The sequence below is a fragment of the Campylobacter sp. IFREMER_LSEM_CL2101 genome, assembly GCF_025771825.1.
GTDB classification, from domain to species: Bacteria; Campylobacterota; Campylobacteria; order Campylobacterales; family Campylobacteraceae; genus Campylobacter_D; species Campylobacter_D lari_C.
On the sequence record NZ_JAKMQZ010000004.1, the window covers coordinates 15,504 to 37,342 of the forward strand.

The window sequence follows — 21,839 nt, forward strand, 5'->3', positions numbered from 1 at the left end:
ATTTATGAGTATGGCTAAACAATATATCAATGAAACTTTAGAAAAAATTCAAACAATTTCCCCAAGACAACCTATATTTTTTCAAGCAGCAACTGAGGTATTAAATTCTTTAGAACCTTTACTTGAATCTAATAAAACCTATCAAGATCATGCAATATTAGAGCGTATTGTAATGCCTGAAAAAACAACTATATTTAGAGTTGTATATATCAATGATGCGGGTAAAGCTCAAACGCATTTTGGCTATAGAGTGCAGTTTAATTCTAGTTTAGGTCCTTATAAAGGTGGGATTAGATTTCATCCTAGTGTGAATTTGGATGTTTTGAAATTTTTAGGTTTTGAGCAAATTTTCAAAAACTCTTTAACGGGTTTGATGATAGGTGGTGCTAAAGGTGGAGCAAATTTTGATCCTAAAGGTAAAAGCGAAGCAGAAATTATGCGTTTTTGTCAAGCTTTTATGGCTGAACTTTCAAAAATCATAGGCGCAAGCACTGATGTGCCAGCGGGTGATATAGGGGTTGGTGCTAGGGAAATTGGATATATGTTTGGAGCTTATAAGAAAATTAGCTCTAATTTTGATGGAACTTTAACGGGAAAGAAAATTCCATGGGGTGGAAGTTTAGCAAGAACAGAAGCAACAGGATATGGTTGCGTGTATTTTACTCAAGAAATGCTAGCAAAATATAACAATGCATTAGAAGGAAAAGAGTGCGCAGTTTCAGGTAGTGGAAATGTGGCAATTTATACCATAGAAAAATTACATCAACTTGGTGCAAAAGCAATCACAATAAGCGATAGCGATGGATTTGTTTATGATAAAGATGGAATAGATTTAGATTTATTAAAAGAAATTAAAGAAGTAAAAAGAGCTAGAGTGAGTGATTATGCAGCGCTTAAAAAAGGTGCTATTTTTACTCCAAAAAGCGCGTATAAACAAGGTTGTAATGGAGTATGGAGCATACCTTGTGATATAGCTTTTCCAAGCGCTACGCAAAATGAGTTAAATTTAGAAGATATTAAAACCTTATATCACAATGGTTGTCGTATGGTAGCAGAGGGAGCTAATATGCCAAGCACACTTGAAGCGATTGATTTTATGTTAAATCAAAAAGACTTTTTATTTGCTCCAGCTAAGGCTGCAAATGCAGGCGGTGTAGCGACTTCTCAACTTGAAATGCAGCAAAACGCAAGTATGTGTCAATGGAGTTTTGAGGAAGTTGATGCAAAATTGCATAAGATTATGAAAAATATTTTTGAAAATTCATACGAGTGTGCAAAAGCTTATAATCATGAAGGAAATTTAGTAGTAGGTTCAAACATAGCAGGCTTTAAAAAAGTGGCTGATGCGATGATTGATCATGGTTATATTTAAAAAGATGGCTTAAATGCCATCTTTAATGCATATAAAAAAAGCTTGTTATTTGATTAGCAATTTTTTCTTCTAAAGATTCTTTGGCTCTGTCTATATTGCTAAGATAAGCAGTTCTTGCTAAAAGCGAGGTGCTTTGAGTAGAGTTTTTGGAGCTAATTTGTAAATTAACTTGCAAAAGATAGTAATTTTCTACTTCCATTTCAAAAACATCATCTATTTTATCAAAGTCATTATAAAAAAATCTCGCATTAGAAGCAATTAGTCTTTGTGCATAAGAAAATTTTTTAAAATCTACTATATTGATATAAATTTTATAATCACTTTGAGTATTATCTAAAACCAATCCCAAATTTTGTAATTTTTGAGTGAGCTTAGCTTCTAAATTTGTGTTTAGTTTTGAAGGATTATTGATGTGTAAAGAAAAACTTTGATTTTTATTAGCATGTAGGAAAATACCCTCATTATTTGTTTGGATAAAAGTTTGCATAGGGCCTGTGCAAGCACTTAAAAATAGTGCAAACACAAGCAAGAAAAGATTATTTTTGAGCATCGATTATGGTTGGTACGGCACGAAGACCAAGTTTAGAGTATTTTGCGAAAGTTTCTCTTACTGCTTTAACCTCAGCTTCACTAGGTTTTTTATAATCTTTTAAATTTTTATCATAGTATTTTTTCATGATAGCAATTTTTTGTGCATCATCTTTAGCATTTTTACTTTCTTTATAAATTAATGCAGATTTTTCAAAAGCACTAGTATCATGGATAGGGGTTAAGATAAATTTAACTTGATGAGTTTTTAGTGTTTCTTCTATCTTATCTAAATGCATTCTACAATATGGACATTCAGGATCGCTAAATACATAAAGTAAAGGTTTGTTTTTATCGCCTAAAGAAACAAACATTTTTTCTTTTTTAAGTTCCACTAGAGCTTTTTTTGAAAATTCAGCTTGTTGTTTTTCCATGAGTTTTGCTTGATAAACTTGAGAATAAAACTCACCTTTTTTTACATCAATTACTTCGGTTGTGATGATATTATCTTGAGTAAAAACGATTTCTTGGAAATTTTTACCACTAATTTCAAAATTAACTATCACAGCTTCAAAGTTAGTATCAGGAATTTTTTCTCTACTAGAAACACTAATATTTGCATTTGATAAATTTGGATTTTTCTTAAAAAAATTAATAATTTCTTCATTACTTGCAGCAAATAAAGAGCTAGCAAGAGTTAAAAGAGCTAGAGATTTTTTCATTTTTTTCCTTTAATTTAAATTTTTATCAATTATAAAATGTAAATTTTAACACTTAGACTTTTAGCATTCTTTTTTCCTCGATTTTTATCACTTGAGGATAGTTTTTATCAAGGTATTCTAAATAAGCTATGGCGTATTTTCTTGAAATTTGAAAATGATTTTTTACAAAAGCGACATCTAAATGATGATTTTGTAAAAGCTTTAAAAACTCTTGCATGAGATTTTCAAGGGCATTTTTTTCTATAAAAAGATTATGTGCTAATCTTTTGACTTTGTTTTCTTTAGTGAGTTTTTTTAAGATAAGATCTCCATTTTTCCTATCAAGTTCTAAATATTCATAAAGATTATAAGGTGCGGTAGGTTTTATACCTTCTTTTTTTAAAATTTCATAAAGCTCACAATGAGCCTTTTCTTGTAATTTTTCAAAATTTTGTCCTTTTAAAAACCATATGCCATCTTTAAAATCTAATTTTTCTTGCATTTGCTTGAGTATATAAGCACAAAAACTCTCACTTGCCCAGCTAAGCCTTAAGGCGATAGAATGAGGCGAGATTAAAGCATAAGGATTTTTAGAGAAAATAAAATCAATAAATTCTTTCAAAGTTTGCATAGCATTTAGATCGTATACATTTAAAGCTTGCTCATCGACAAAAACATGATCTAAACTTTTTGCTAAGTTTAAGGCTTGCTCATGAGTGAGTTTAAAGCGTTGATAGCTTGAAAGTAAGCCAAAGCCAAGTTTGTGAGTTTGTTTTAAAAACTCAAATACTTTTTTAAAATCATTTTGTTCTAAAAGTGTTAAATACTTAGCTTTTATATCTTTTTTTAAAGGCTCACTCACTGCATTTAATACCACACCACCACTTTTAATACGCCCATTTTCAAGCAAGATGAATTTATCATCAAAACACAAAGGTAAGTTTTTATCAAACTCTAAACTAATATAAGTTTTATCTTCAAATTCTTTGATTACACTAATTTTTGCATTAAGCTTTTTTGAGCCACTACAAAATTCTAAAATACTTCCGTGTTTAATCTCTGTATTAAAAACAACCCCATCGATACTTTTAAAGCTTTTAAAAACACCTTTTTTACTTAATACATAGCCTTTTTTTAACTCATGATAATCACAATTTAAACTCAAAGCAACTCTATTATAAGCTTTTGCTTCTAAAACATTTTCTTCATGAATTTGTATATTTTTTACAATGATATCTTTTTGATTTTCAAGGCAAAATATTTTTTCATTTTTGCTGATTTTTCCTTCATTTAAGCTCCCTGTTACTACCGTTCCTATACCTTTTAAAGAAAAAACCCTATCAATGTAGTATCTAAAAATCAAATTTTCATCATTTTCTTTAGGCTTTAAACTAAGTAGATAGTTTTTTAAATTTAATATACTTTGCTCATCATAAATGCTTGTTGGAAAAACTTTTAAGATATTGATTTTAAAGGCTTTTAATTCTTTTAAAAGCTCTGTTTGCTTTTGTGCTAAATTTTTACATAAATCAACCTTACTCAAAATAAGCATCACATCTTTTACGCCTAAAAATTCCAAAACCCTTAAATGCTCTATACTTTGAGCCTTTAAACCCTCGTTTATATCTATGACAAACATACACACTCTAAAGCCAAAAGCACCACTTATCATAGTTTTAATCAAACTTTCATGCCCAGGCACATCGATAAAAGCAATATTTAAATTTTCACTTTTTAAATTTGAAAAGCTAAGATTAATCGTAATACCTTTTTCTTGCTCTTCTTTTAAATCATCACCTTCAAAACCATTTAAAGCTTTTATAAGCGAAGTTTTACCATGGTCAATATGCCCAGCAGTGCCTATGATGATACTATGCATGAAATACCTCTTTGATAGCGTGGATTAAACGGTTTAAATCTTTTTCTAAAATACTTCTAAAATCTAGCACAAAATGCCCATTTTCAACACGACCAATCACTCTTTTTTTTCTAAATTTTTCTTGTAAAAGCAAAGCTTTTTCATCAAAACTTAGCACAAAAGTATCTAAGCTTTTATCAGGCATAGAGCCACCGCCTACTAAACTTTTAGAAGTTTTTAACTCACATTTAATAGGAATTTTTTCTTTGACAAAAAGAGCCTTTTTTTCTATGGTTTTTAAATCATCATTTAAAAGTTTTAGTGTAGGAATTTTTTCATATTCTTTTTCTAAGTAAGCTTTGGTAGTTTCATTTAAAAAAGCTAGAGTGATTTTATCAACCCTTAGCATTCTTAGAAGTTGATTTTTCTTTAATTGTTGAATGTATTTTTTCTTTCCAAGTATAATGCCTGCTTGCGTAGAGCCAAAAAGCTTATCACCACTAAAACTTAAAATATCACAATGTTTTAAAAGCTCTTTTACGCTTGGCTCGTTTTTACTAAGTTGTTTATTAATTTTTTCACACCAGCCAGCACCCAAATCATAATAAGATATGAGTTTTTTCTTTTTTGTTAAAGCATGAATTTCACCTAAACTTACCTCTTCAAAAAATCCTTTAAAAGCAAAATTAGAGCGATGAGTTTTTAAAATCATCTTAGTATTTTCATTGATAGCTTTTTCATAATCGTACAGATGAGTTTTATTAGTCGTGCCTATTTCTTTTAGTTTAACTCCAGCTGCTAGCATAACTTCAGGAATTCTAAAATTTCCCCCAATCTCAACTAACTCACTTCTTGAAGTAATAACTTCTTCATTTTTTGCTAAGGTGTTTAAGATTAAAAATACAGCTGAAGCGTTATTATTAACAACCAAGCAATCTTCACAATCAAATAATATTTTTAAATTCGCACTAAGTGCGTCATACCTTGAGCCTCTTTTGCCACTTTGCATGTTAAACTCTAAATTTGAATAAGAGCAGATGATTTCTTTAGTTCTTTCAAAAATACTCTCATCAATAATGCTACGACCAAGATTAGTATGTATGATAACTCCAGTAGCATTGATCAAACTTTGACTTTGTATATTTAAAAACTCATCAATACTTTGAGCAATTTTACTTAGCAAATCTTGCAAGCTAAAATTTAAATTTTCATTTTTACTTAGTTCTTTTTTACAATTTGAAACAACTATTTTTGCAAAATGAGATCTTAAATACAAAGGATAATTAGCCAAGTTTTCATCGTTTATAAGCGTGTTTATGGGTGGAAAATTTCTAAATTTGTTCATCTTAAACCTTAAGAATAAATTAGTAAAATTATAACTTTTTTATAATGAAATTTATATAATTAAGATTAAAAAATTTAAAAGAGAGTGTTATGAAAGATTTTGTATTTTTAGAAAATAAAGATTTAATTCCTCTAAGTGATGATATTAGTATAGTTCAAAAAGCCTGTAATGAAGAAGTTTTTATAGGAAATTCAAAGCTTTTAAACCCTGAAGTTTATGCGCCTGAGATTAATTTTTACCTTAAAAACTCACAAGATGATGTGCTTAAAAAAGCCAAAACTATTGAGTCTTTATATAAGATTAGATCTAAAGTTTATGATTTAGGACTTGATTTAGAATACACCAAAGAAGTGGGTAAAAATGTAATTATTGTAAGCAATGAGGATCAAGATGAGCTTATAGAAAGTTTAAAAAAACAAGAATACAAGGTTTTAAAACTAAACAATGAGCAATGTTTGGGTGTTTTAGGTTGCGTGGGCGAGCTTTGCGTGATAGCTTTAAAAGATAATGAGCAAGTAGAGATTGATTGTGATTTTTTCTTATATGATGTAAAAAAAGAAAGTTTTGATCAACAAAGTGGTTGCTATGATTTAACTACTTTAAGTCAAGAAGAAATTATAAAACTTTTAAATTCTAATTCTCCAAAATATAAATTTAGAAATTATATTAGTTATGATGATAGCATTTGTCAATACCATGAAAGAAGAAGTATTCATTGTGGAAAATGTGCTGAAATTTGTCCTAGTGTGGCTATTTTAAAAGATGATGAGCAAAGAAAATTAGAATTTTCTCATGTGGATTGTTTAAGCTGTGGTGATTGTGTAGGAATTTGTCCTAGTGGGGCGCTTGATTATGCACCTATGCCACGTAATAGCTTTTATGAAATTTTAAAATTTTATGAAGATAAAATCATTTTAATAATCCCTGAGAAAATGCCTATAGAAAATTTAAACATCGCTTTAAAAGAAGATATAATGCCTTTTATGATTAAAGGCGAAAACTATCTTGATCAAGCGCATTTTTTAGCTATGCTTCAAACAAGTGGTGCGAGTGTGATTTTTTATAGCGATGGCTTATCGCAAGGTGCTTTAGAAGTGATAGCTTTGATGAATGAAATTTTTCAAAGAAAATTTAAACAAAATGCAATTTTTCTAGCTAAAGATGAAAAAGAACTTTTAGAGGCTATAAATCAAGCACATTTTATAGAAAATCTTAAATTTATATCTTATAATCCTGCGCTTTTAAAAAGAGAAGATTTTGCTATAAGATTAAGAGAGCTTATAAAAGAAGAAAATTTAGGCAATATTCCAAGCAAAGAATGGATACGCTATGGAAAAATCACTATCAATACAGACACCTGTACCTTATGTCTTTCTTGTGTGGGAGCTTGTAATGTAGGAGCTTTAGTAGCTGATGCTAAGGATAATTCTTTGAAATTTAATGCAAGCTTATGTACTACCTGTGGATATTGTGAGGCAAGTTGTGCTGAAAAAGATACTTTGATACTTCAAAGAAGTGGGATAGATTTAGAAAAAGAGTATTTTTCTTTTATGGTTTTAGCCCAAGATGAACTTTTTGCTTGTGTAGAGTGTGGAAAAGAATTTGCTACTAAAAAAGCTATTGAGAAAATCGCTAGCATTATGAAGCCAAGATTTATGGGTGATGAAGCTAAGATAAAAACACTATATTGCTGTGCTGAATGTAAAGCAAAAGTGATGATACAAAGTATGAATGTGCTTTAAGCCAAAAGGCTTAAGCACTAAGTTTTAATCCCACCACTCCAGTGATGATTAAAATAATAAAAATGATTTTATTAAGAGTAATTGTCTCTTTAAAGATTAAAAATCCCACCACGCTAACTAATGCCAAACCACAACCTGCCCAAGTTGCATAAGCTATACTTAAATCAATTTTTTTCAAAGCATAAAATAAACCTACTAAAGAAAATGAAAAAAACACCGCAAAAACGATTAAATAAAGATTATTTTTACTTATGCTTGCATACTTCATCGAGCTTGTTGCAATCACTTCAAAAACTATACTAATTGCTAATACTAACCAATGCATTTTATATCCTTTTAAATTAATTTAAAAATGAAACTACAAAAGGATAAAAGGTGGAGCTATGGCGTAGAAAAAATAACCATATGCAGTTTTTATCTTCCATTTTGTCCATAAGCTAGTATAAAATTTTAAGATAAAAAGTCCATAAGTCATTTATAACCTTGCAATAATTTATCTTATTTTAGCATTGTTTTTTATATCTTAGTTAAATTTAGCGCAAAAGCTTTTTGACTTAAAAGTACTTCATCATTTTCTTTAAAATCTTTAGCTTCTAAAGGGCTTAGTGCTACTTGGCTGATTTGATTACCTATGGCAAGTATGGCTATAAATATGCTATCTTGCTTTTGTAGTTTTAAAATGCGTGCTTTTATAGCAAATTTTTGTGAGCCTTGTGTCTTTAAAAAAACTTCATTAGGCGAGCCTTCTTTGATAATGGCTCCATTTTCTAAAACAATGACTTTATTAGCCAATTTATAAACTTCACTTACATCATGACTGATTAAAATAGTAGTGATTTTATAAGTTTTATGTATATTTAAAAGATAATCATGCAAGTGTAGTTTTATCTCATTATCTAAGGCGCTAAATGGCTCATCTAAAAGTAAAAGTTTGGGTTTTTGCATAATAGCTCTTGCTAAAGCTACGCGTTGTTTTTGTCCCCCGCTTAGTTCTAAAATATGACTTTTTTTGTGTTTGTTTAAATCTAAAAGTTCTAAAAGTTCATTAGCAAATTTTAGATCTTTTTTGGCAAAAAGTAAGTTTTGCTCTACATTCATATTTTCAAATAAAGCATAATCTTGAAAAACAAAGCCAAGCTTTCTTTTTTGTGGACTTAGAAAGTTTTTATCATCAAAAAATATCGTATTATTAAAAGTGCAAATTCCTTGTGCTTTTTCAAAACCTGCTAAAATTCTCAAAAGCGTAGTTTTACCACTACCACTTTTTCCAAAAATAGCACAAAAATCCCCTTCTTTAACTTCAAATTTAACCTTAAGTTTAAATTCTTTTTCTTTATTTTTAAAGATTTTTTCAAAGTCAAGTTTTAGCATAAATACTCTTTGATAAATAAAGCACTAGGATGTACATAAGCAAATACAAAATCATTTTTTTGATAATTTTGTTCTAAAAACTCATGGGTGCTAATTTGAGCTTCAAAAGTGCAAATTTCATTTTCTAATCTTACGATAGTGATGATTTGTCCTTGAAAAATATCAATGATTTTTGCATAAAAGGTATTTAAAAATGAGTTTTCTAAATTTTTTTTACTAAGCAAACACTCGCTACTTTTAAAAGCAAGTAAAACTTCTTGATCAATGCTTGCTTTTTCATCAAGTTCTAAAGCAAGCATATATAATTTATGTTTATTTATAAGAAATTCTACCCAGTTTATATTTTCATGATTTTTTATAGTGTTTATTTTAGCTTTAATCATGGGATATTATAGCCATAAGCTTTGAAAATTTCCTTAGCCTTTTTGCTTAAAATAAAATCATAAAATTTCTTAGCTTTGGCATTATCTTTACCATAAGAAGTGATGATAATACCTTGATTGATTGGTTTATAAAGTTTTGGATTGATTAAAATATAATTTTTTCCTTCTTGGAGTTTATAAGATTTTAGCGTATCTTCATATAAAGCACTTGCTGCTATAAAACCCACATCGGCTGCTTTTAATGTTTGAGTAAGTGCTTCTCCTATTGATTTTGCTTCGATGATTTTAGCTTTTGTTTGCTCATAAATTTTAGCATTTTGTAAAGTTTCTATGCTAGCTTGACCATAAGGAGCAGCTTTGGGATTGGCTATGGTGATGATTTTTACTTTTTCTTCTTTAAGTGTGTCTAATCCTTTGCTTAAATCCATTCTAACACTGAGTAAAGCTAAAGCTCCTTGAGCATAAATAACAGGTTTTGTGCTAGCAAAATTATCATCATACAAGCTTTGTGCAAATTTCATATTTGCAGCCATAAATATATCAAATGGCGCACCATTTTTAATTTGTGAGACTAAATTTCCACTAGCGCCTAAGCTTACATTGATACTAATATCAGGGTTTTCTTTTTGAAATTCTTTTTGCAAGGCTTTAAAAGCATAAGCTACATTTGCAGCTGCAGCGATATTTACATCAGCGCTATAACCAAAAATGCACAAAAAAAGTAGGGTGAAAATTTTTTTCATTTTTTATCCTTTTAGTAGTAAATTTTGAAAAAATTATAGCTTATTTTTAAAAGCAAAAATAAATTTGTATTTTTTGCATATTTTCTAAGACTTATTTCATAAGCAAATAAAAAATTTTAATTTTTTTAAAGAATATTTTAAAAGCATTTTAATGTAAAAATTTATTTTAATTTTTGTATAATTTAAGATTTTAATTTATGAAATTTTAAAAGGAAAAAGCTTGTTAAAATACATACTAAGTTTGTGTTTATTTTTTAACACTTTGATTTTAGCAAATGACTTTGAAGATTTTGAACAAGAATATCAAAAAAAAGAAGTCAAAGATAGCTTTTATACCTATAATAAAGCTATGAGTAAGTTTAATTATGATCTTTATACTTATTTTTTAAGACCGGTTGCACTTTCTTATAAAAGTATTACTCCAAGTTTTATAAGAACAGGGGTAAAAAATGCTTTTGATACCACAAGATCGCCTTTTAGATTTATCAATCACCTTTTAAGTTTAGAATTTAGAAAAGCCGGTGAGGAATTTGGAAGATTTTGTGTGAATATGATTTTTGGATTTGGTTTGTTAGATAGTGCAAGTAAAACTCCTTTAAAAAGTTATGAGGCTGATTTTGGAACGACTTTGGGTAAATGGGGAGTGGGTAGTGGACCACACCTAGTGCTTCCGCTTTTAGGTCCTTATAATGTAAGAGATGCTTTAGCTTTACCTGTAAATTGGTTTATGGTGCCTGAGGGGTATATTGAGAATTTTTGGGTTGGTGTGGGTGTAAATGCTGCATTAAAACTTAATGAATTAAGTTTTGAGTATGAAAAAATAGATGATATTTACCAAAATAGTGTAGATTATTATACTTTTATACGCGATGCGTATGAACAAAGACGCCAAGAACTCATCAAATAAGGAGATAAAATGAAAAAAATCATAGTATTATTTTTTAGTGTAGTATTTGTTTTTGCTCTAAATTTGCAAGATATTTCTAAAACTATGCAAGAAAAAATTGATGAGAGCTTAAAAATTTTAGATCAAAATAAAAACGATAAAGCTAAAGCAGCGGAAAAAATCTTTGCTTTATTTGATGGTGTTTTTGATTATGAGCTTATGGCTAAACTTAGTCTTTCTACAAGATATGAAAAATTAAGTGAAAATGAAAAAAATGAATTTAACAAAGCTTTTGAAAAAAACCTTAAAAAAAGTTTCACAGATAAGCTTGCTTTGTATGATTCTCAAAAATTAAAAGTGATTAATTTAGAAGAAAAAAATAAAAGAGCTTTTTTGAAAACTTCTATGATAGTAGATGGCAAAGAAAATTTTGTAATTTTTAAATTTTATGATAAAAATAATGATTGGCAAATTTATGATGTAGATATTTTTGGCATAAGTATCATACAAACTTATCGCTCACAATTTAAAGATGTCTTACAAAATGGCGATTTTAAAACCTTGCTTGAAAAGCTTTCTAGTGTTGATTTTTCTAAATAATGCTAAGTAAAATTTTAAAAATCTTTCTTAATTTCCCAAAGCTAACTTTGGGGATTACTTTAATCTTTTGTATATTTTTTAGTTTTTTTGCTAAAAATTTAAGTGTTGATGCAAGTGCTGAAAGCTTGCTTTTAGAGCATGATGAGGGTTTGAAACTATATAGAGAAGTTTCAGCACGTTATGGCAATGATAATTTTTTAATGCTTGCTTTTGCTCCTAAAGATAAAGATATTTTTGCTAAAGAAAATTTAGAAACTATAAAAAATTTAACTCTTGATTTAGAAAAAATCAATGGTGTGCAAAAGGTATTTTCTATCACTAATGCGCCTTTACTTGCAAGTTCTAAAGGTAAAGAGTTAAAAGAGCTTATCCAAAATATACCTAATATTTTTAGTCAAGATGTGGATGTTAATCTAGCTAAAAAAGAAATTTTAAACCAACCCTTTTATAAAAATAATATCATCTCAAAAGATGGAAAAACAACAGGAATTTTGATTTATCTAGCACCTGATCTTGTTTATAATGACTTGATTAATTCAAGAGATAATGCAAAAAGTGAAAATGAAAAAGAGCATTTTAGAGCCTTGATTAAAAAACACCAAGAAAACTCAAGAGAATTTAGTGCCAAAAGATTAGAAGAAATTACTAAAATAGTATCTAAATATAGTCAAAATGGAGACTTTTTGCACCTTGGCGGTGTAGAAATGATCGCTAATGATATGATTAATTATGTAAAAAGTGATTTAAAAATTTATGGTCTTAGTTTAATAGGGCTTTTATTTATAGCGCTTTGGTGGTTTTTTGGCTCTTTGCGCTTGGTGTTTTTGGCTTTGGGAATTTGTGTGGTTTCGCTTTTTACTTCAAGCGGGATTTTCGCACTTTTGGGATTTGATATTACTGTGGTGTCTTCAAACTATGTAGCTTTAGTGCTTATTATCACCGTTTCTGTTGTGATACATTTGATCGTACATTTTATAGAAAATTTACACAAACACTCAAAAGCTAGCGTTTATAAGCTTTTGCTCTCAACCTTGCTTGATAAAGCAAGTCCTAGTTTTTTTGCTATTTTAACTACAGTTGTTGGGTTTTTAAGTTTTGTCTTTTCAGATATTGAGCCTATTATCAAACTTGGTATTATGATGAGCCTTGGTATTAGCGTGAGTTTGGTTTTAGCTTATATTTATTTTGCAAGTATTTTGGTACTAATGCCGCGTTTAAATTTTAAAGAGCTTAATCAAAATTCATTGAAATTTTTAAGTTTTTGTGCAAATGCAAGTTTAAAACATAGAAAAATTATCTATGGCATAAGTTTATTTTGTGTAGCTTTTGCTTTGTATGGAATTTTACAAATCAAAGTAGAAAATAGCTTTGTGAGTTATTTTAAAGATAGTTCTAGGATTAAACAAGGTTTATTGATTATAGATAAAGAACTAGGCGGAACTATGCCTTTAGATGTGATTGTTAAGTTTAAGCAAGATCTAAAACAAAATGAAAGTTTAGATGAGTTTGAACAAGAATTTGATGATTTGGCCAAAGATGATAGGTATTTTTTTAGTAGTGAAAAAACAAGAATAGCTGCTAAGGTTCATGAGTTTTTAAGTAAGCAAAAATATGTAGGCTCTGTGCTTAGCTTGCAAAGTTTGCTAGAGCTTGGAAAAAGCATTAATGATGGTAAGGCTTTAGATGATTTTGCCTTAGCATTTTTATATGAAAATTTAGATGAGAATTTTAAAAAGCAAGTTTTAACCCCTTTTGTAAGTGTAGAAAATAATGAGTTGCGATTTAGCGTGCGTATGCTAGATAGTGATCCAAATTTAAGACGCGATGCTTTTTTAAAACAGCTTGAAAAAGACTTAAAAGAACTTTTGCAAAATGATAATGTAGAGGTTAAAATCAGTGGTATTATGCCTTTGTATAATAATATGCTTCAAAGTCTTTTTTCATCACAATTTGACACTTTAGCCTTTGTGGTGCTTGTGATTTTTGCTTTGTTTGTGGTGATTTTTAGAAGTTTTGTTTATGCTTTTGTGGCAATTTTAGCTAATCTCATACCTTTGGCTTTAGTATTTGGCTTAATGGGTATTTTCAATATACCACTTGATATTATGAGTATTACCATAGCTGCTATTTGTATAGGAATAGGGGTTGATGATATGATACATTATATTCATCGTTTTAAAGAAGAATTAAAACATAAAAGCTTAGAAGAGGCTATAAAAGCTTCACATATGGGTATAGGAAGTGCGATTTATTATACTAGTGTTACGATTATTTTAGGTTTTTTAGTGATGATTAGCAGTAATTTTATCCCAACGATTTATTTTGGCTTACTTACGGTTTTGGCTATGAGTTTGCTTTTGTTTGGTTCGCTTTTTTTATTACCAAGTTTTATTTTAAGCTATCATTATCTTAAGCAAAATTATAATAAAGCAACATCCAAATCACATAAAGCCCAAAAGCAATAAGCATATATTTTATAAATTGTTTCATTAATACTCCATTTTTTCTAATGCTCTTAAAATATAAGTAGCAAACATTAGTGCTTGTGAGCGGTGTGAAATTTTTAATTTTACTTGCTCATCTAATTCACCTAAGGTTTTATCAAAACCTTTTGGGATAAATAAAGGATCATATCCAAAGCCATTATTACCCCTTGGAGTATCAATAGCAAGGCCATGCATATATCCATGTGTGCTAAAATGTCCATATTTTGAGCTTATGGTTATGGCTGCAGTGTAAAAAGCTTTGCTTTGATGTAGATTTTTTTCATGTAAGGCTTGGATGAGCTTGTTTCTATTGGCCTCATCAGTGCCTTCTTGAGAGTATCTTGCAGAAAAAATCCCTGGTGCATTGTCTAAAGCCTCTACGCTTATACCGCTATCATCACTTAAGGTGATAAATTCGTCTTGTTTTTTTCCTAAAGCATTAAAAATGGCTTTAGATTTTATCAAAGCATTTTCTTTAAAACTTGTGCCATCTTCGATGACTTCAAAAGGGGTAATGATTTCATTTAAGGCATAAATTTCATAAGTAGTTAAAAATTTTTTGATTTCTTCTACTTTGTGTGCGTTAGAAGTTGCTAGAATGATTTTTAATTTTTTCTTCATAAATTACTCTTTTTGTTTTGACTTTAAAAAAAGTTTATCAAAATCATAGTAAAATTATCCTTTATAAGGAGAAAAGATGTTAAAAACCGTTTTACCTTTGTCTTTTATTGTAGGAACTAGATTTTTTGGATTGTTTATAGTTTTGCCGGTTTTAAGTTTATATGCTTTAAATTTAAAAGGAGCTAATGAGTTTTTAGTAGGGCTTTTAGTAGGTGTGTATGCTCTAACTCAAATGGCATTGCAAGTTCCTTTTGGAATCATTTCAGATAAAATAGGGCGTAAAAAAACTATGCTAATAGGACTTGTGGTGTTTATCATAGGTTCTTTGGTGTGTTCATATGCTGATGATATTTATACGATGATGTTTGGAAGGCTTTTACAAGGTGCAGGAGCCATAGGAGCAGTAGCTACTGCTATGATAAGTGATTTTATCAATGAAGAAAATCGCGGCAAGGCTATGGCTATCATGGGTTCATTTATAGGACTTTCTTTTGCAGCTTCTTTGGTGCTTTCTCCTTTAATGAGTGCTAAATTTGGACTTTCAAGTTTGTTTGATTTAAGTGCTATTTTGAGTTTAATTTGTATCGTGCTTTTATTTAGCGTTGTGCCAAAAGAGCATACAATAGTACATGAAAATACTAAAACCCCATTAAAAAAACTTTTAAAAGAAAAAAACTTAGCTTTGATGAATCTTACTAATTGTATGCAAAAAATGCTTATGAGTATCGCGTTTTTAAGTATTCCTTTGGTTTTGGTGCATGAGTTTAATTACCCAAGTGAGAATTTATGGCATGTTTATGTTAGTTCTATGGTGCTTGGGTTTTTAGCTATGGGTTTATCAGGATCGTTGGGAGAAAAAAGAGGCTTAAGTAAAGAGATATTGCTTTTAGGTGTGGCGTTTTTTATCATTGCTTATATTATATTTGTTTTTTCGCATAATGCTTTAGTGTTTATGGTGGGTGTTGTAGTATTTTTTATAGGATTTAATTTGCATGAGCCTATTATGCAAAGTTGTGCGAGTAAATTTGCTAAGGTAAATGAAAAAGGCGCAGCTTTGGGTGTGTTTAATGCTTTTGGCTATTTTGGAAGCTTTTTAGGTGGTGTTGTTGGAGGGTATTTTTTACACCATTTTAGTTTAGTTTCTCTTGCTTTTATTTTGATAGCTTTGTCTGTAATTTGGTTTGTATTGCTTTTGTTTTTACAAAGTCCGGCAGATTTTAAAAATGTCTATTTATCTTTAGAAACAAAACATGATTTAAATAATATTAAAGGCATAAATGGAGTTTTAGATGTGTATAAAAACTCTAAATTTTTAGTGATTAAATACAATAAAAAACTTACAAGCGAAGAAGAAATTTTAGCGATTATTGAAAAATAATCGCTTTTATACAAAATGCTTTTCTTTTAAAATCACATATAATTTTAAAGTAGAAATAAAGAAAGTCAAAATAGCAGGTCCAAGGATAATACCCCAAAAGCCAAAACTTGAAATTCCTGCTATCATCGCAAAGAAAATTAAAAGTTCGTTAATTTGTGTTGGAATTTGAACAAGTTTTTCATTGATCCATTTAATGATATAGGGTTTTACTAAAGTATCTGCGATAAAAGATATCATTACCACGCTATAAATGAAAATCACTAAAGCACCGCTTAGATTGTTATTTGCAAATTCATATAAAGAAACAGGCACATAAACTAAGGCCCCACCTACAACAGGGATTAAAGAGCTAAAGCAAAATAATATCCCCATTAAAATCGCATCATAACCATAAAATTTAGTAATGATAGCAAAAAGCACCCCTTGTAAAATGGCATTTAGCACCATAGAATAAAACACAACAGACATTACATTACTCACTTCACTTAAAATGCCTTGAGTTTCTTCTTTTTTCATAGGCACTATGCTTTTTATATAGCCAATGAGTTGGGCTCCATACAGATTAGCAAAGAAATAAAACACACAAATTAACACCATATCAGTTAGAAATTTAGTGCCAAATTTAGTTGCACTTGAAAGATAGGTTAAAACATTTTTAGAGATAGAATTTAAATCAATACTTGCTAGTGTTTCTTTGATTTTGGGTTCTATAAAGCTTAAAGATTCAGGTAGGTGCAAAGAATAATTTTTAAAATATTCTATGGTATTGTGAAAATAGCTTATATCAAAACCTTTTGCAGCTTTTGCAAGTTCTATAATAGCATATACAAAAGGTATAAAAAATAAAGCCAGCATAAAAGCAGTAGTAGCTGCTGCAGCAACGACTTTTTTACCTTTGAAAATATTTAAGAATTTAACATTAACATTAGAAGTAGAAACAGCCATTAAGCTTGCTATGGCTATATTCATCAAAAAAGGTTTAAATAAAAAAAGTACCCAAAATAAAATGATCAAAATAAAACTAATCAAGAAAAAATTACTACTTTTCATCAAATAAACCCTTGTTGTATTTTAATTTTAAAACATCAAAACTTTTTAAGCTCGCAATACGACCTTTGGCTGTTCTTTCTATATAGCCATTTGCTAGTAAATATGGCTCTATTACATCTTCTATGGTATTTTCATCCTCGCTCAATGCTGCGGCTATACTAGAAAGTCCTATAGGTTTTCTTTTAGCTTCAGTTAAAAGCTCTAAATACCGCAAATCCATCGCGTCAAAACCAAGCTCATTTACCCCTAAAGAATCAAGCGCTTCTTTAGCTCTTTTTTCGCTAATAATTTCTTCATCATTTACATCAGCAAAGTCTCTTACACGCTTAAGCAATCTTAATGCTATTCTTGGGGTTGAGCGACTGCGTTTGGCTATTTCTAAAGAAGCTTTTTTTTCACATGTTTTATTAAGCTTTAGAGCTGCTTTTTCTAAAATGATAGCAAGTTCTTCATTTTTATAAAATTCCAAGCGAAATTGCATACCAAAGCGATCGCGTAAAGGATTGCTTAGCATACCTGCTCTTGTAGTAGCACCAATGAGTGTAAATTTAGGTAAATCGATTTTGATTGTTTGTGCAGCAGGGCCACTACCGATGATAATATCAAGACGAAAATCTTCCATAGCAGGGTAAAGCACTTCTTCTATGGCAGGGCTTAAGCGATGAATTTCATCGATAAATAAAATATCTCCCTCGCTAAGGTTAGTTAAAATCGCAGCTAAATCCCCGCTTTTTTCTATCATGGGCGCAGCGGTAGTTTTGATATTTGCATTCATTTCATATGAGATAATGTTTGCTAAAGTTGTCTTGCCAAGTCCTGCAGGCCCACTAAAAAGGATATGATCTAGACATTCATTTCTTTTTTTAGCAGCTTTGATGAAAATTTCTAAATTTTTTTTAATGTTTTCTTGTCCTATGTAGCCGTCAAAATTTGAAGGTCTAAGGCTTGTTTCATAAGTTTCATCAGGGGAGAATTTTTCAATCTCTACGATTCTATCCATATTTTTTCCATTTTATTTTGTAAGAAATTTTAATTTTATCTAAAATTTGCTAAAATAAACATTTAAACTTAGATTATAGAAGTTTTTATGGGAATTTTAGAGCAATTAGAGTTAGATTACGAGCTTGAAGAAATCGAGCGTTTTTTGTATTTTTTTAGAAGTCTTTGCGATGTTTTAGAGCCTTTGATAGTAAAGCTAAGCAGTGATAGCTCAAAATACAAAGAAGCTTTAAAAGACTTAGAGCAAAATATCCACAACGTAGTTTGGGCTGCTAAAAGATTAAATTTAGATGAGATTGCAAATTTTTGCATATTCTGTGAGGAAATTATGCAAGAAGCAGCTAAATTTGATGGTCCTGCTAGCGATGAATTTGTGGATTGGATGTTTTTAGTGGGTGAGCAGCTTGATAGATATTGCAATGATTATGAAAAAAATGCTTCTTTTTTAAGCGTATTTAACCCTCAAATTGCAAATGTTCCTGATAAAATTTCTAAATAATGGGGACGACTTGGCTTCGACAGGAGTAGAGTGGCCTTGGTGGCATGTCGCTTTGAGCAAAGCGTATAAAGCTCAAATTAAAATTAAACGCAAACAACGTTAAATTTGCTCCTGCTTACGCTAAAGCTGCGTAAGTTCAGTTGAGCCTGAATTTTAAGTGATACTATCTAGCTTAGAATTTGGTTATTTTTGATAGTGTAGATTGAAATTTGACAAGTTTTAATTGAAGTTAAAGTCTTAGTCTAGCTTGAAATTTTGGAAGGTGAGTTTGGCTAGATGAAGTTTTCACCTTTGCTAAGCATGTAGATGCCGTGGTTGTTTTATTTTTGGACAGGGGTTCAATTCCCCTCGTCTCCACCAAATTTAATCTTTCATATATCAATTTATTAGAATTTAATATTTTAATAATATAATTTCATCAAAGGTTCCTTGCTACTGATAAGACTTCAAGGAAGGCTTCTTTTTAGATAGGCAGTGAGGTCTTTATTAATTCTAAATTTAAATTACATTATAAAGCTTGATAGTATTTCTTAGCATTTTAAAAAGTTCTTTTTGCTGTCATTTTAAAAAAATACTAAGGTATTCTATGAATTTTATGAAGAAATTCAAAATAATGAAATTTATAAAACTCTAGCCAAAAATACTTTATTAGTTAAAGAACTTTATGGTTTAAGTGATGATGAATTTTCTTACATGATAAGCACTTTTAAAGTCTTAAACGAAAAACAAAGCGAATATATAGCATTATTAAGGAATTAAGATGGAAGAATATATTTATTATTTACCTGATGAAAATGGAGATAAAAAAGAATTTAAAACAAATGCAAATTCTATCATAATCGTAGGTGCTAATGGCTCAGGTAAAAGTAGGCTTGGGGCTTGGATGAAAAATAATGAAAATATACATATTATTGCTTCAAAAAGATTGTATTATATAGATGAAAAAATTGAATACGTGTATTCAGATGCGTCAGATAGTAATAACTTAGAGATAAAAGATATACAAGATGACTATACTACTGTGATATCTAATTTATTTTTTAAACAATTTAGAGAAATTCTTTTGAGAAACAAAGAAGAGCCTATTACAACTTGTGTAGATTATTTATTTGATATTTTTAAAGAAACCACGCAGAAAGAATTAGGAATAAATCATGATAATAAATTTTATATAAAACATAAAGATTATGAAATAATTAATTTTAGCAGAGGAGAAGAATTGATTTTATATTCAATAGCTAAAATATTAACAATACCAATTAAGGACAATAAACAACAAACTATTATAATTGATGAGCCAGAATTACACTTACATTCATCTTTGACTAATAGACTTTGGAGTGTTTTAGAAAAGCATAGGCAAGATTGTTTATTTATATACATAACGCATGATTTAAATTTTGCCGCAAATCATATAGAAGCGGATAAATTTTGGATTAAATCCTACAATGGGCAAAAATGGGAAATAGAAAAAATAGAAAAAAATGATATACCACAAGAATTATTTTTAAAGCTTTTAGGTGTTAGAAGAGATATTTTATTTGTAGAGGGAAAAAGTGAAAGTTTAGACACTAAAATTTATAGTATATTATATCCACAATATCAAATCATTCCATGCAGTAGTTGTAAAAATGTTTTAAACTATACAAAAACTTTCAACGAACAAAATGCCTTGCATGGTTTTAATGCTTATGGGATTATAGATAGAGATTTTAGAGCACAAGAAGAAATAGATAGTGCAAATAAAAATAAAGTGAAGGTTTTAGAAGTAGCTGAAGTTGAAAACTTATTTTTATTAGAATGCATTATTTTAGCTATTTTAGAACAATCAGATGTAAGAGAAAAATTTAAAGAAGTAAAAGATTATATCTTTGAAACAAAATATAAAAATGTTCTACAAACTCAAATTTCAGAAAAATTAAAAAAAGAAGTAAAACATAAATTAAAATCTATATTTAAAAAATCAAAAACATCTAAACAAATACAAGAAAAAATTAGTTCTTTAGAGCAACTAATAGACTTTAAAAATTTACACAAAGAGATTGAAGATAAATTTAATTCTGTATATGAAAGTAAAGATTATGATGAATTGTTAAAAATATTTAATCAAAAAGGAATTTTTGAAGATGGTGTATTTTTAAAGAAAGTAGGCAAAACAAAAGATACTTATGCAAAATCGGTTTTAAAATTATTAAGAGAAAATGAAGTTCTTAGAGAAAAAGTCTTAAAATACATCCCAAGCTTTAAAGAATAATTCTTTGCAAGATAATTCTTGCAAAGAATTTATACAAATAAAGAATTTACGCTTTCATTGTGATAAACTCTGCGTATTACCTCACCAAAGATAGGTGCTACGCTTAGGACTTTGATTTTATCCATTTGTTGTTTTAAAGGTATAGTGTCAGTTACTACTAGCTCATCAAGCGCATCTTTGGCTATTCTTTCATAAGCTACGCCACTAAGCACAGGGTGGGTACAGCAAGCTATAACTGACTTTGCACCTTTGCTTTTAAATACTTCAGCAGCTTTTACTATGGTTCCTGCTGTATCGATAATATCATCTACCAAAATTACTTCTTTATCTTTTACATCACCGATGACATTCATTACTTCGCTTTCATTAGCCTTTTCGCGTCTTTTATCTACTATAACTATATCAAGTCCTAAAGCTTTTGCTACGCTCCTAGCTCTTGCTATACCGCCTATATCAGGACTTGCAATGATAGGATTTTTATAGTTTTTATTTTTAATATAATCATTAAAAATAATACTTCCATAAAGATTATCCACGGGTATATCAAAAAAGCCTTGAATTTGTCCAGCATGTAAGTCTATGGTAGCTACTCTATCTACCCCCGCTGATTCTATAAGATTTGCTACTAATTTTGCAGTAATAGGCACCCTAGGACTTGCTTTTCTATCTTGTCTAGCGTAACCAAAATAAGGGATGATAGCTGTGATAGAGCTTGCACTTGAGCGACGCAATGCATCTGTCATGATTAAAAGTTCCATTAAATTATCATTTGTTGGAGCACAAGTACTTTGTATGATAAACACATCTTTACCACGCACGCTTTCATCTATTTGAATGCTAATTTCACCATCGCTAAAACGCTTCACACCTGCATTGCTTAGAGGCAGTGAAAGGTATTTTGAGATTTTTTTAGCAAATTCCTCATTTGCTGAACCAGAAAATATTTTATATCCACGCATATATAAGCCTTAGAAAGTTTTCTGTGATGATATAAAATTTTTTTTGAAAATACAATAAAACATA

General features: G+C 29.4%; 20 protein-coding genes, 1 other RNA gene and 1 pseudogene. 10 read left to right on the forward strand and 12 right to left on the reverse strand.

Annotation, left to right across the window (positions count from 1 at the left end; genetic code table 11):
- Positions 1-4: 4 nt before the first annotated feature.
- The gene (gene gdhA / locus L8V88_RS03425) at positions 5-1,372 is read left to right on the forward strand and encodes an NADP-specific glutamate dehydrogenase (protein WP_080750165.1); all 1,368 of its coding nucleotides are present in this window, start codon (positions 5-7) and stop codon (positions 1,370-1,372) included.
- Positions 1,373-1,394: 22 nt separating this feature from the next.
- Here gdhA and L8V88_RS03430 read toward each other — a convergent pair whose 3' ends face one another.
- Genes L8V88_RS03430 through selA form a run of 4 tightly spaced genes read right to left on the reverse strand, consistent with a single transcriptional unit; the run spans position 1,395 to position 5,804 of the window.
- On the reverse strand, positions 1,395-1,922 hold the full coding sequence (locus tag L8V88_RS03430; protein ID WP_214125005.1) for a hypothetical protein: 528 nt from the start codon (positions 1,920-1,922) through the stop codon (positions 1,395-1,397).
- Positions 1,909-2,622 carry a thioredoxin fold domain-containing protein gene (locus L8V88_RS03435; protein WP_039642184.1) on the reverse strand — a complete coding sequence of 238 codons (714 nt, stop codon included), beginning with the start codon at positions 2,620-2,622 and terminating at the stop codon, positions 1,909-1,911. The genes L8V88_RS03430 and L8V88_RS03435 overlap by 14 nt, the downstream gene beginning before the upstream one ends.
- Before the next feature lie 52 nt (positions 2,623-2,674).
- Positions 2,675-4,480 carry a selenocysteine-specific translation elongation factor gene (selB, locus tag L8V88_RS03440; protein WP_263726800.1) on the reverse strand — a complete coding sequence of 602 codons (1,806 nt, stop codon included), beginning with the start codon at positions 4,478-4,480 and terminating at the stop codon, positions 2,675-2,677.
- Positions 4,473-5,804: an L-seryl-tRNA(Sec) selenium transferase gene (gene selA / locus L8V88_RS03445; RefSeq protein ID WP_263726801.1), complete on the reverse strand. Its 1,332-nt coding sequence runs from the start codon at positions 5,802-5,804 to the stop codon at positions 4,473-4,475. The genes selB and selA overlap by 8 nt, the downstream gene beginning before the upstream one ends.
- 89 nt (positions 5,805-5,893) lie before the next feature.
- Here selA and L8V88_RS03450 point away from each other — a divergent pair, with 89 nt between their 5' ends.
- Entirely contained in the window at positions 5,894-7,546 is a 1,653-nt protein-coding gene (locus L8V88_RS03450; RefSeq protein WP_263726803.1) for a 4Fe-4S dicluster domain-containing protein, read from the forward strand.
- Between the two features lie 10 nt (positions 7,547-7,556).
- Here L8V88_RS03450 and L8V88_RS03455 read toward each other — a convergent pair whose 3' ends face one another.
- The 4 genes from L8V88_RS03455 to modA all read right to left on the reverse strand — a co-directional run bounded on the left by L8V88_RS03455 (position 7,557) and on the right by modA (position 10,043).
- The gene (locus tag L8V88_RS03455) at positions 7,557-7,871 is read right to left on the reverse strand and encodes a DMT family transporter (RefSeq protein WP_214125741.1); all 315 of its coding nucleotides are present in this window, start codon (positions 7,869-7,871) and stop codon (positions 7,557-7,559) included.
- 191 nt (positions 7,872-8,062) lie between these two features.
- Entirely contained in the window at positions 8,063-8,917 is an 855-nt protein-coding gene (locus tag L8V88_RS03460) for a sulfate/molybdate ABC transporter ATP-binding protein (RefSeq protein ID WP_263726804.1), read from the reverse strand.
- Positions 8,911-9,300, reverse strand: a complete 390-nt coding sequence (locus L8V88_RS03465) for a hypothetical protein (RefSeq protein ID WP_263726806.1) — start codon at positions 9,298-9,300, stop codon at positions 8,911-8,913. The genes L8V88_RS03460 and L8V88_RS03465 overlap by 7 nt, the downstream gene beginning before the upstream one ends.
- Positions 9,297-10,043: a molybdate ABC transporter substrate-binding protein gene (gene modA, locus L8V88_RS03470; RefSeq protein WP_263726808.1), complete on the reverse strand. Its 747-nt coding sequence runs from the start codon at positions 10,041-10,043 to the stop codon at positions 9,297-9,299. Before modA ends, L8V88_RS03465 begins: the two co-directional genes overlap by 4 nt.
- A 220-nt stretch (positions 10,044-10,263) precedes the next feature.
- On the opposite strand from modA, the gene L8V88_RS03475 reads away from it, so the two are divergent.
- From L8V88_RS03475 to L8V88_RS03485, 3 genes are read left to right on the forward strand one after another with little or no spacing between them, the layout of a single operon-like run.
- Positions 10,264-10,950, forward strand: coding sequence for a VacJ family lipoprotein (locus L8V88_RS03475; protein WP_263726810.1), 687 nt, complete (start codon positions 10,264-10,266; stop codon positions 10,948-10,950).
- Between the two features lie 9 nt (positions 10,951-10,959).
- Positions 10,960-11,529, forward strand: a complete 570-nt coding sequence (locus tag L8V88_RS03480; RefSeq protein ID WP_263726812.1) for an ABC transporter substrate-binding protein — start codon at positions 10,960-10,962, stop codon at positions 11,527-11,529.
- A complete protein-coding gene (locus L8V88_RS03485; RefSeq protein WP_263726814.1) occupies positions 11,529-13,994 on the forward strand; it encodes an efflux RND transporter permease subunit in 2,466 nt (821 codons plus the stop codon). The genes L8V88_RS03480 and L8V88_RS03485 overlap by 1 nt, the downstream gene beginning before the upstream one ends.
- A 24-nt stretch (positions 13,995-14,018) precedes the next feature.
- Here L8V88_RS03485 and L8V88_RS03490 read toward each other — a convergent pair whose 3' ends face one another.
- A complete protein-coding gene (locus tag L8V88_RS03490; protein WP_263726815.1) occupies positions 14,019-14,636 on the reverse strand; it encodes a non-canonical purine NTP pyrophosphatase in 618 nt (205 codons plus the stop codon).
- A 76-nt stretch (positions 14,637-14,712) separates the two neighbouring features.
- On the opposite strand from L8V88_RS03490, the gene L8V88_RS03495 reads away from it, so the two are divergent.
- Positions 14,713-16,014 carry an MFS transporter gene (locus L8V88_RS03495; RefSeq protein WP_263726817.1) on the forward strand — a complete coding sequence of 434 codons (1,302 nt, stop codon included), beginning with the start codon at positions 14,713-14,715 and terminating at the stop codon, positions 16,012-16,014.
- Between the two features lie 6 nt (positions 16,015-16,020).
- On the opposite strand, the gene L8V88_RS03500 is transcribed toward L8V88_RS03495, so the two are convergent.
- The gene (locus L8V88_RS03500) at positions 16,021-17,064 is read right to left on the reverse strand and encodes an AI-2E family transporter (RefSeq protein WP_263726819.1); all 1,044 of its coding nucleotides are present in this window, start codon (positions 17,062-17,064) and stop codon (positions 16,021-16,023) included.
- Entirely contained in the window at positions 17,054-18,064 is a 1,011-nt protein-coding gene (gene ruvB, locus L8V88_RS03505) for a Holliday junction branch migration DNA helicase RuvB (RefSeq protein ID WP_039619088.1), read from the reverse strand. Before ruvB ends, L8V88_RS03500 begins: the two co-directional genes overlap by 11 nt.
- An 87-nt stretch (positions 18,065-18,151) precedes the next feature.
- Between ruvB and L8V88_RS03510 the strand changes: the two genes are divergently transcribed.
- The 4 genes and pseudogenes from L8V88_RS03510 (at position 18,152) to L8V88_RS03520 (ending at position 20,816) form a co-directional block, all read left to right on the forward strand.
- Entirely contained in the window at positions 18,152-18,562 is a 411-nt protein-coding gene (locus L8V88_RS03510; protein WP_263726821.1) for a histidine phosphotransferase, read from the forward strand.
- A gap of 1 nt (position 18,563) precedes the next feature.
- Positions 18,564-18,922: a transfer-messenger RNA gene (gene ssrA, locus L8V88_RS03515) on the forward strand.
- A 237-nt stretch (positions 18,923-19,159) separates the two neighbouring features.
- Positions 19,160-19,321: pseudogene (locus L8V88_RS07995) on the forward strand (hypothetical protein); the annotation flags it as partial.
- 1 nt (position 19,322) lies between these two features.
- Positions 19,323-20,816 carry a DUF4435 domain-containing protein gene (locus L8V88_RS03520; protein WP_263726823.1) on the forward strand — a complete coding sequence of 498 codons (1,494 nt, stop codon included), beginning with the start codon at positions 19,323-19,325 and terminating at the stop codon, positions 20,814-20,816.
- Between the two features lie 29 nt (positions 20,817-20,845).
- Here the strand turns inward: L8V88_RS03520 and L8V88_RS03525 are convergent, their stop codons facing one another.
- Positions 20,846-21,775 (reverse strand): ribose-phosphate pyrophosphokinase, encoded by a 930-nt coding sequence (locus tag L8V88_RS03525; RefSeq protein ID WP_039619082.1) that lies wholly within the window; start codon positions 21,773-21,775, stop codon positions 20,846-20,848.
- Positions 21,776-21,839: the final 64 nt, after the last annotated feature.

Excerpts from the sequence above, each read along its gene's own strand:
- L8V88_RS03465 (WP_263726806.1), bottom strand. The coding sequence starts at position 9,300 with ATGATTAAAGCTAAAATAAACACTATAAAAAATCATGAAAATATAAAC.
- gdhA (WP_080750165.1), top strand. The coding sequence starts at position 5 with ATGAGTATGGCTAAACAATATATCAATGAAACTTTAGAAAAAATTCAA.
- L8V88_RS03500 (WP_263726819.1), bottom strand. The coding sequence starts at position 17,064 with ATGAAAAGTAGTAATTTTTTCTTGATTAGTTTTATTTTGATCATTTTA.
- L8V88_RS03480 (WP_263726812.1), top strand. The coding sequence starts at position 10,960 with ATGAAAAAAATCATAGTATTATTTTTTAGTGTAGTATTTGTTTTTGCT.
- L8V88_RS03485 (WP_263726814.1), top strand. The coding sequence starts at position 11,529 with ATGCTAAGTAAAATTTTAAAAATCTTTCTTAATTTCCCAAAGCTAACT.
- L8V88_RS03510 (WP_263726821.1), top strand. The coding sequence starts at position 18,152 with ATGGGAATTTTAGAGCAATTAGAGTTAGATTACGAGCTTGAAGAAATC.
- L8V88_RS03495 (WP_263726817.1), top strand. The coding sequence starts at position 14,713 with ATGTTAAAAACCGTTTTACCTTTGTCTTTTATTGTAGGAACTAGATTT.
- L8V88_RS03435 (WP_039642184.1), bottom strand. The coding sequence starts at position 2,622 with ATGAAAAAATCTCTAGCTCTTTTAACTCTTGCTAGCTCTTTATTTGCT.
- L8V88_RS03490 (WP_263726815.1), bottom strand. The coding sequence starts at position 14,636 with ATGAAGAAAAAATTAAAAATCATTCTAGCAACTTCTAACGCACACAAA.
- L8V88_RS03450 (WP_263726803.1), top strand. The coding sequence starts at position 5,894 with ATGAAAGATTTTGTATTTTTAGAAAATAAAGATTTAATTCCTCTAAGT.
- selA (WP_263726801.1), bottom strand. The coding sequence starts at position 5,804 with ATGAACAAATTTAGAAATTTTCCACCCATAAACACGCTTATAAACGAT.
- modA (WP_263726808.1), bottom strand. The coding sequence starts at position 10,043 with ATGAAAAAAATTTTCACCCTACTTTTTTTGTGCATTTTTGGTTATAGC.
- L8V88_RS03520 (WP_263726823.1), top strand. The coding sequence starts at position 19,323 with ATGGAAGAATATATTTATTATTTACCTGATGAAAATGGAGATAAAAAA.
- L8V88_RS03525 (WP_039619082.1), bottom strand. The coding sequence starts at position 21,775 with ATGCGTGGATATAAAATATTTTCTGGTTCAGCAAATGAGGAATTTGCT.
- L8V88_RS03455 (WP_214125741.1), bottom strand. The coding sequence starts at position 7,871 with ATGCATTGGTTAGTATTAGCAATTAGTATAGTTTTTGAAGTGATTGCA.
- L8V88_RS03430 (WP_214125005.1), bottom strand. The coding sequence starts at position 1,922 with ATGCTCAAAAATAATCTTTTCTTGCTTGTGTTTGCACTATTTTTAAGT.
- ruvB (WP_039619088.1), bottom strand. The coding sequence starts at position 18,064 with ATGGATAGAATCGTAGAGATTGAAAAATTCTCCCCTGATGAAACTTAT.
- selB (WP_263726800.1), bottom strand. The coding sequence starts at position 4,480 with ATGCATAGTATCATCATAGGCACTGCTGGGCATATTGACCATGGTAAA.
- L8V88_RS03460 (WP_263726804.1), bottom strand. The coding sequence starts at position 8,917 with ATGCTAAAACTTGACTTTGAAAAAATCTTTAAAAATAAAGAAAAAGAA.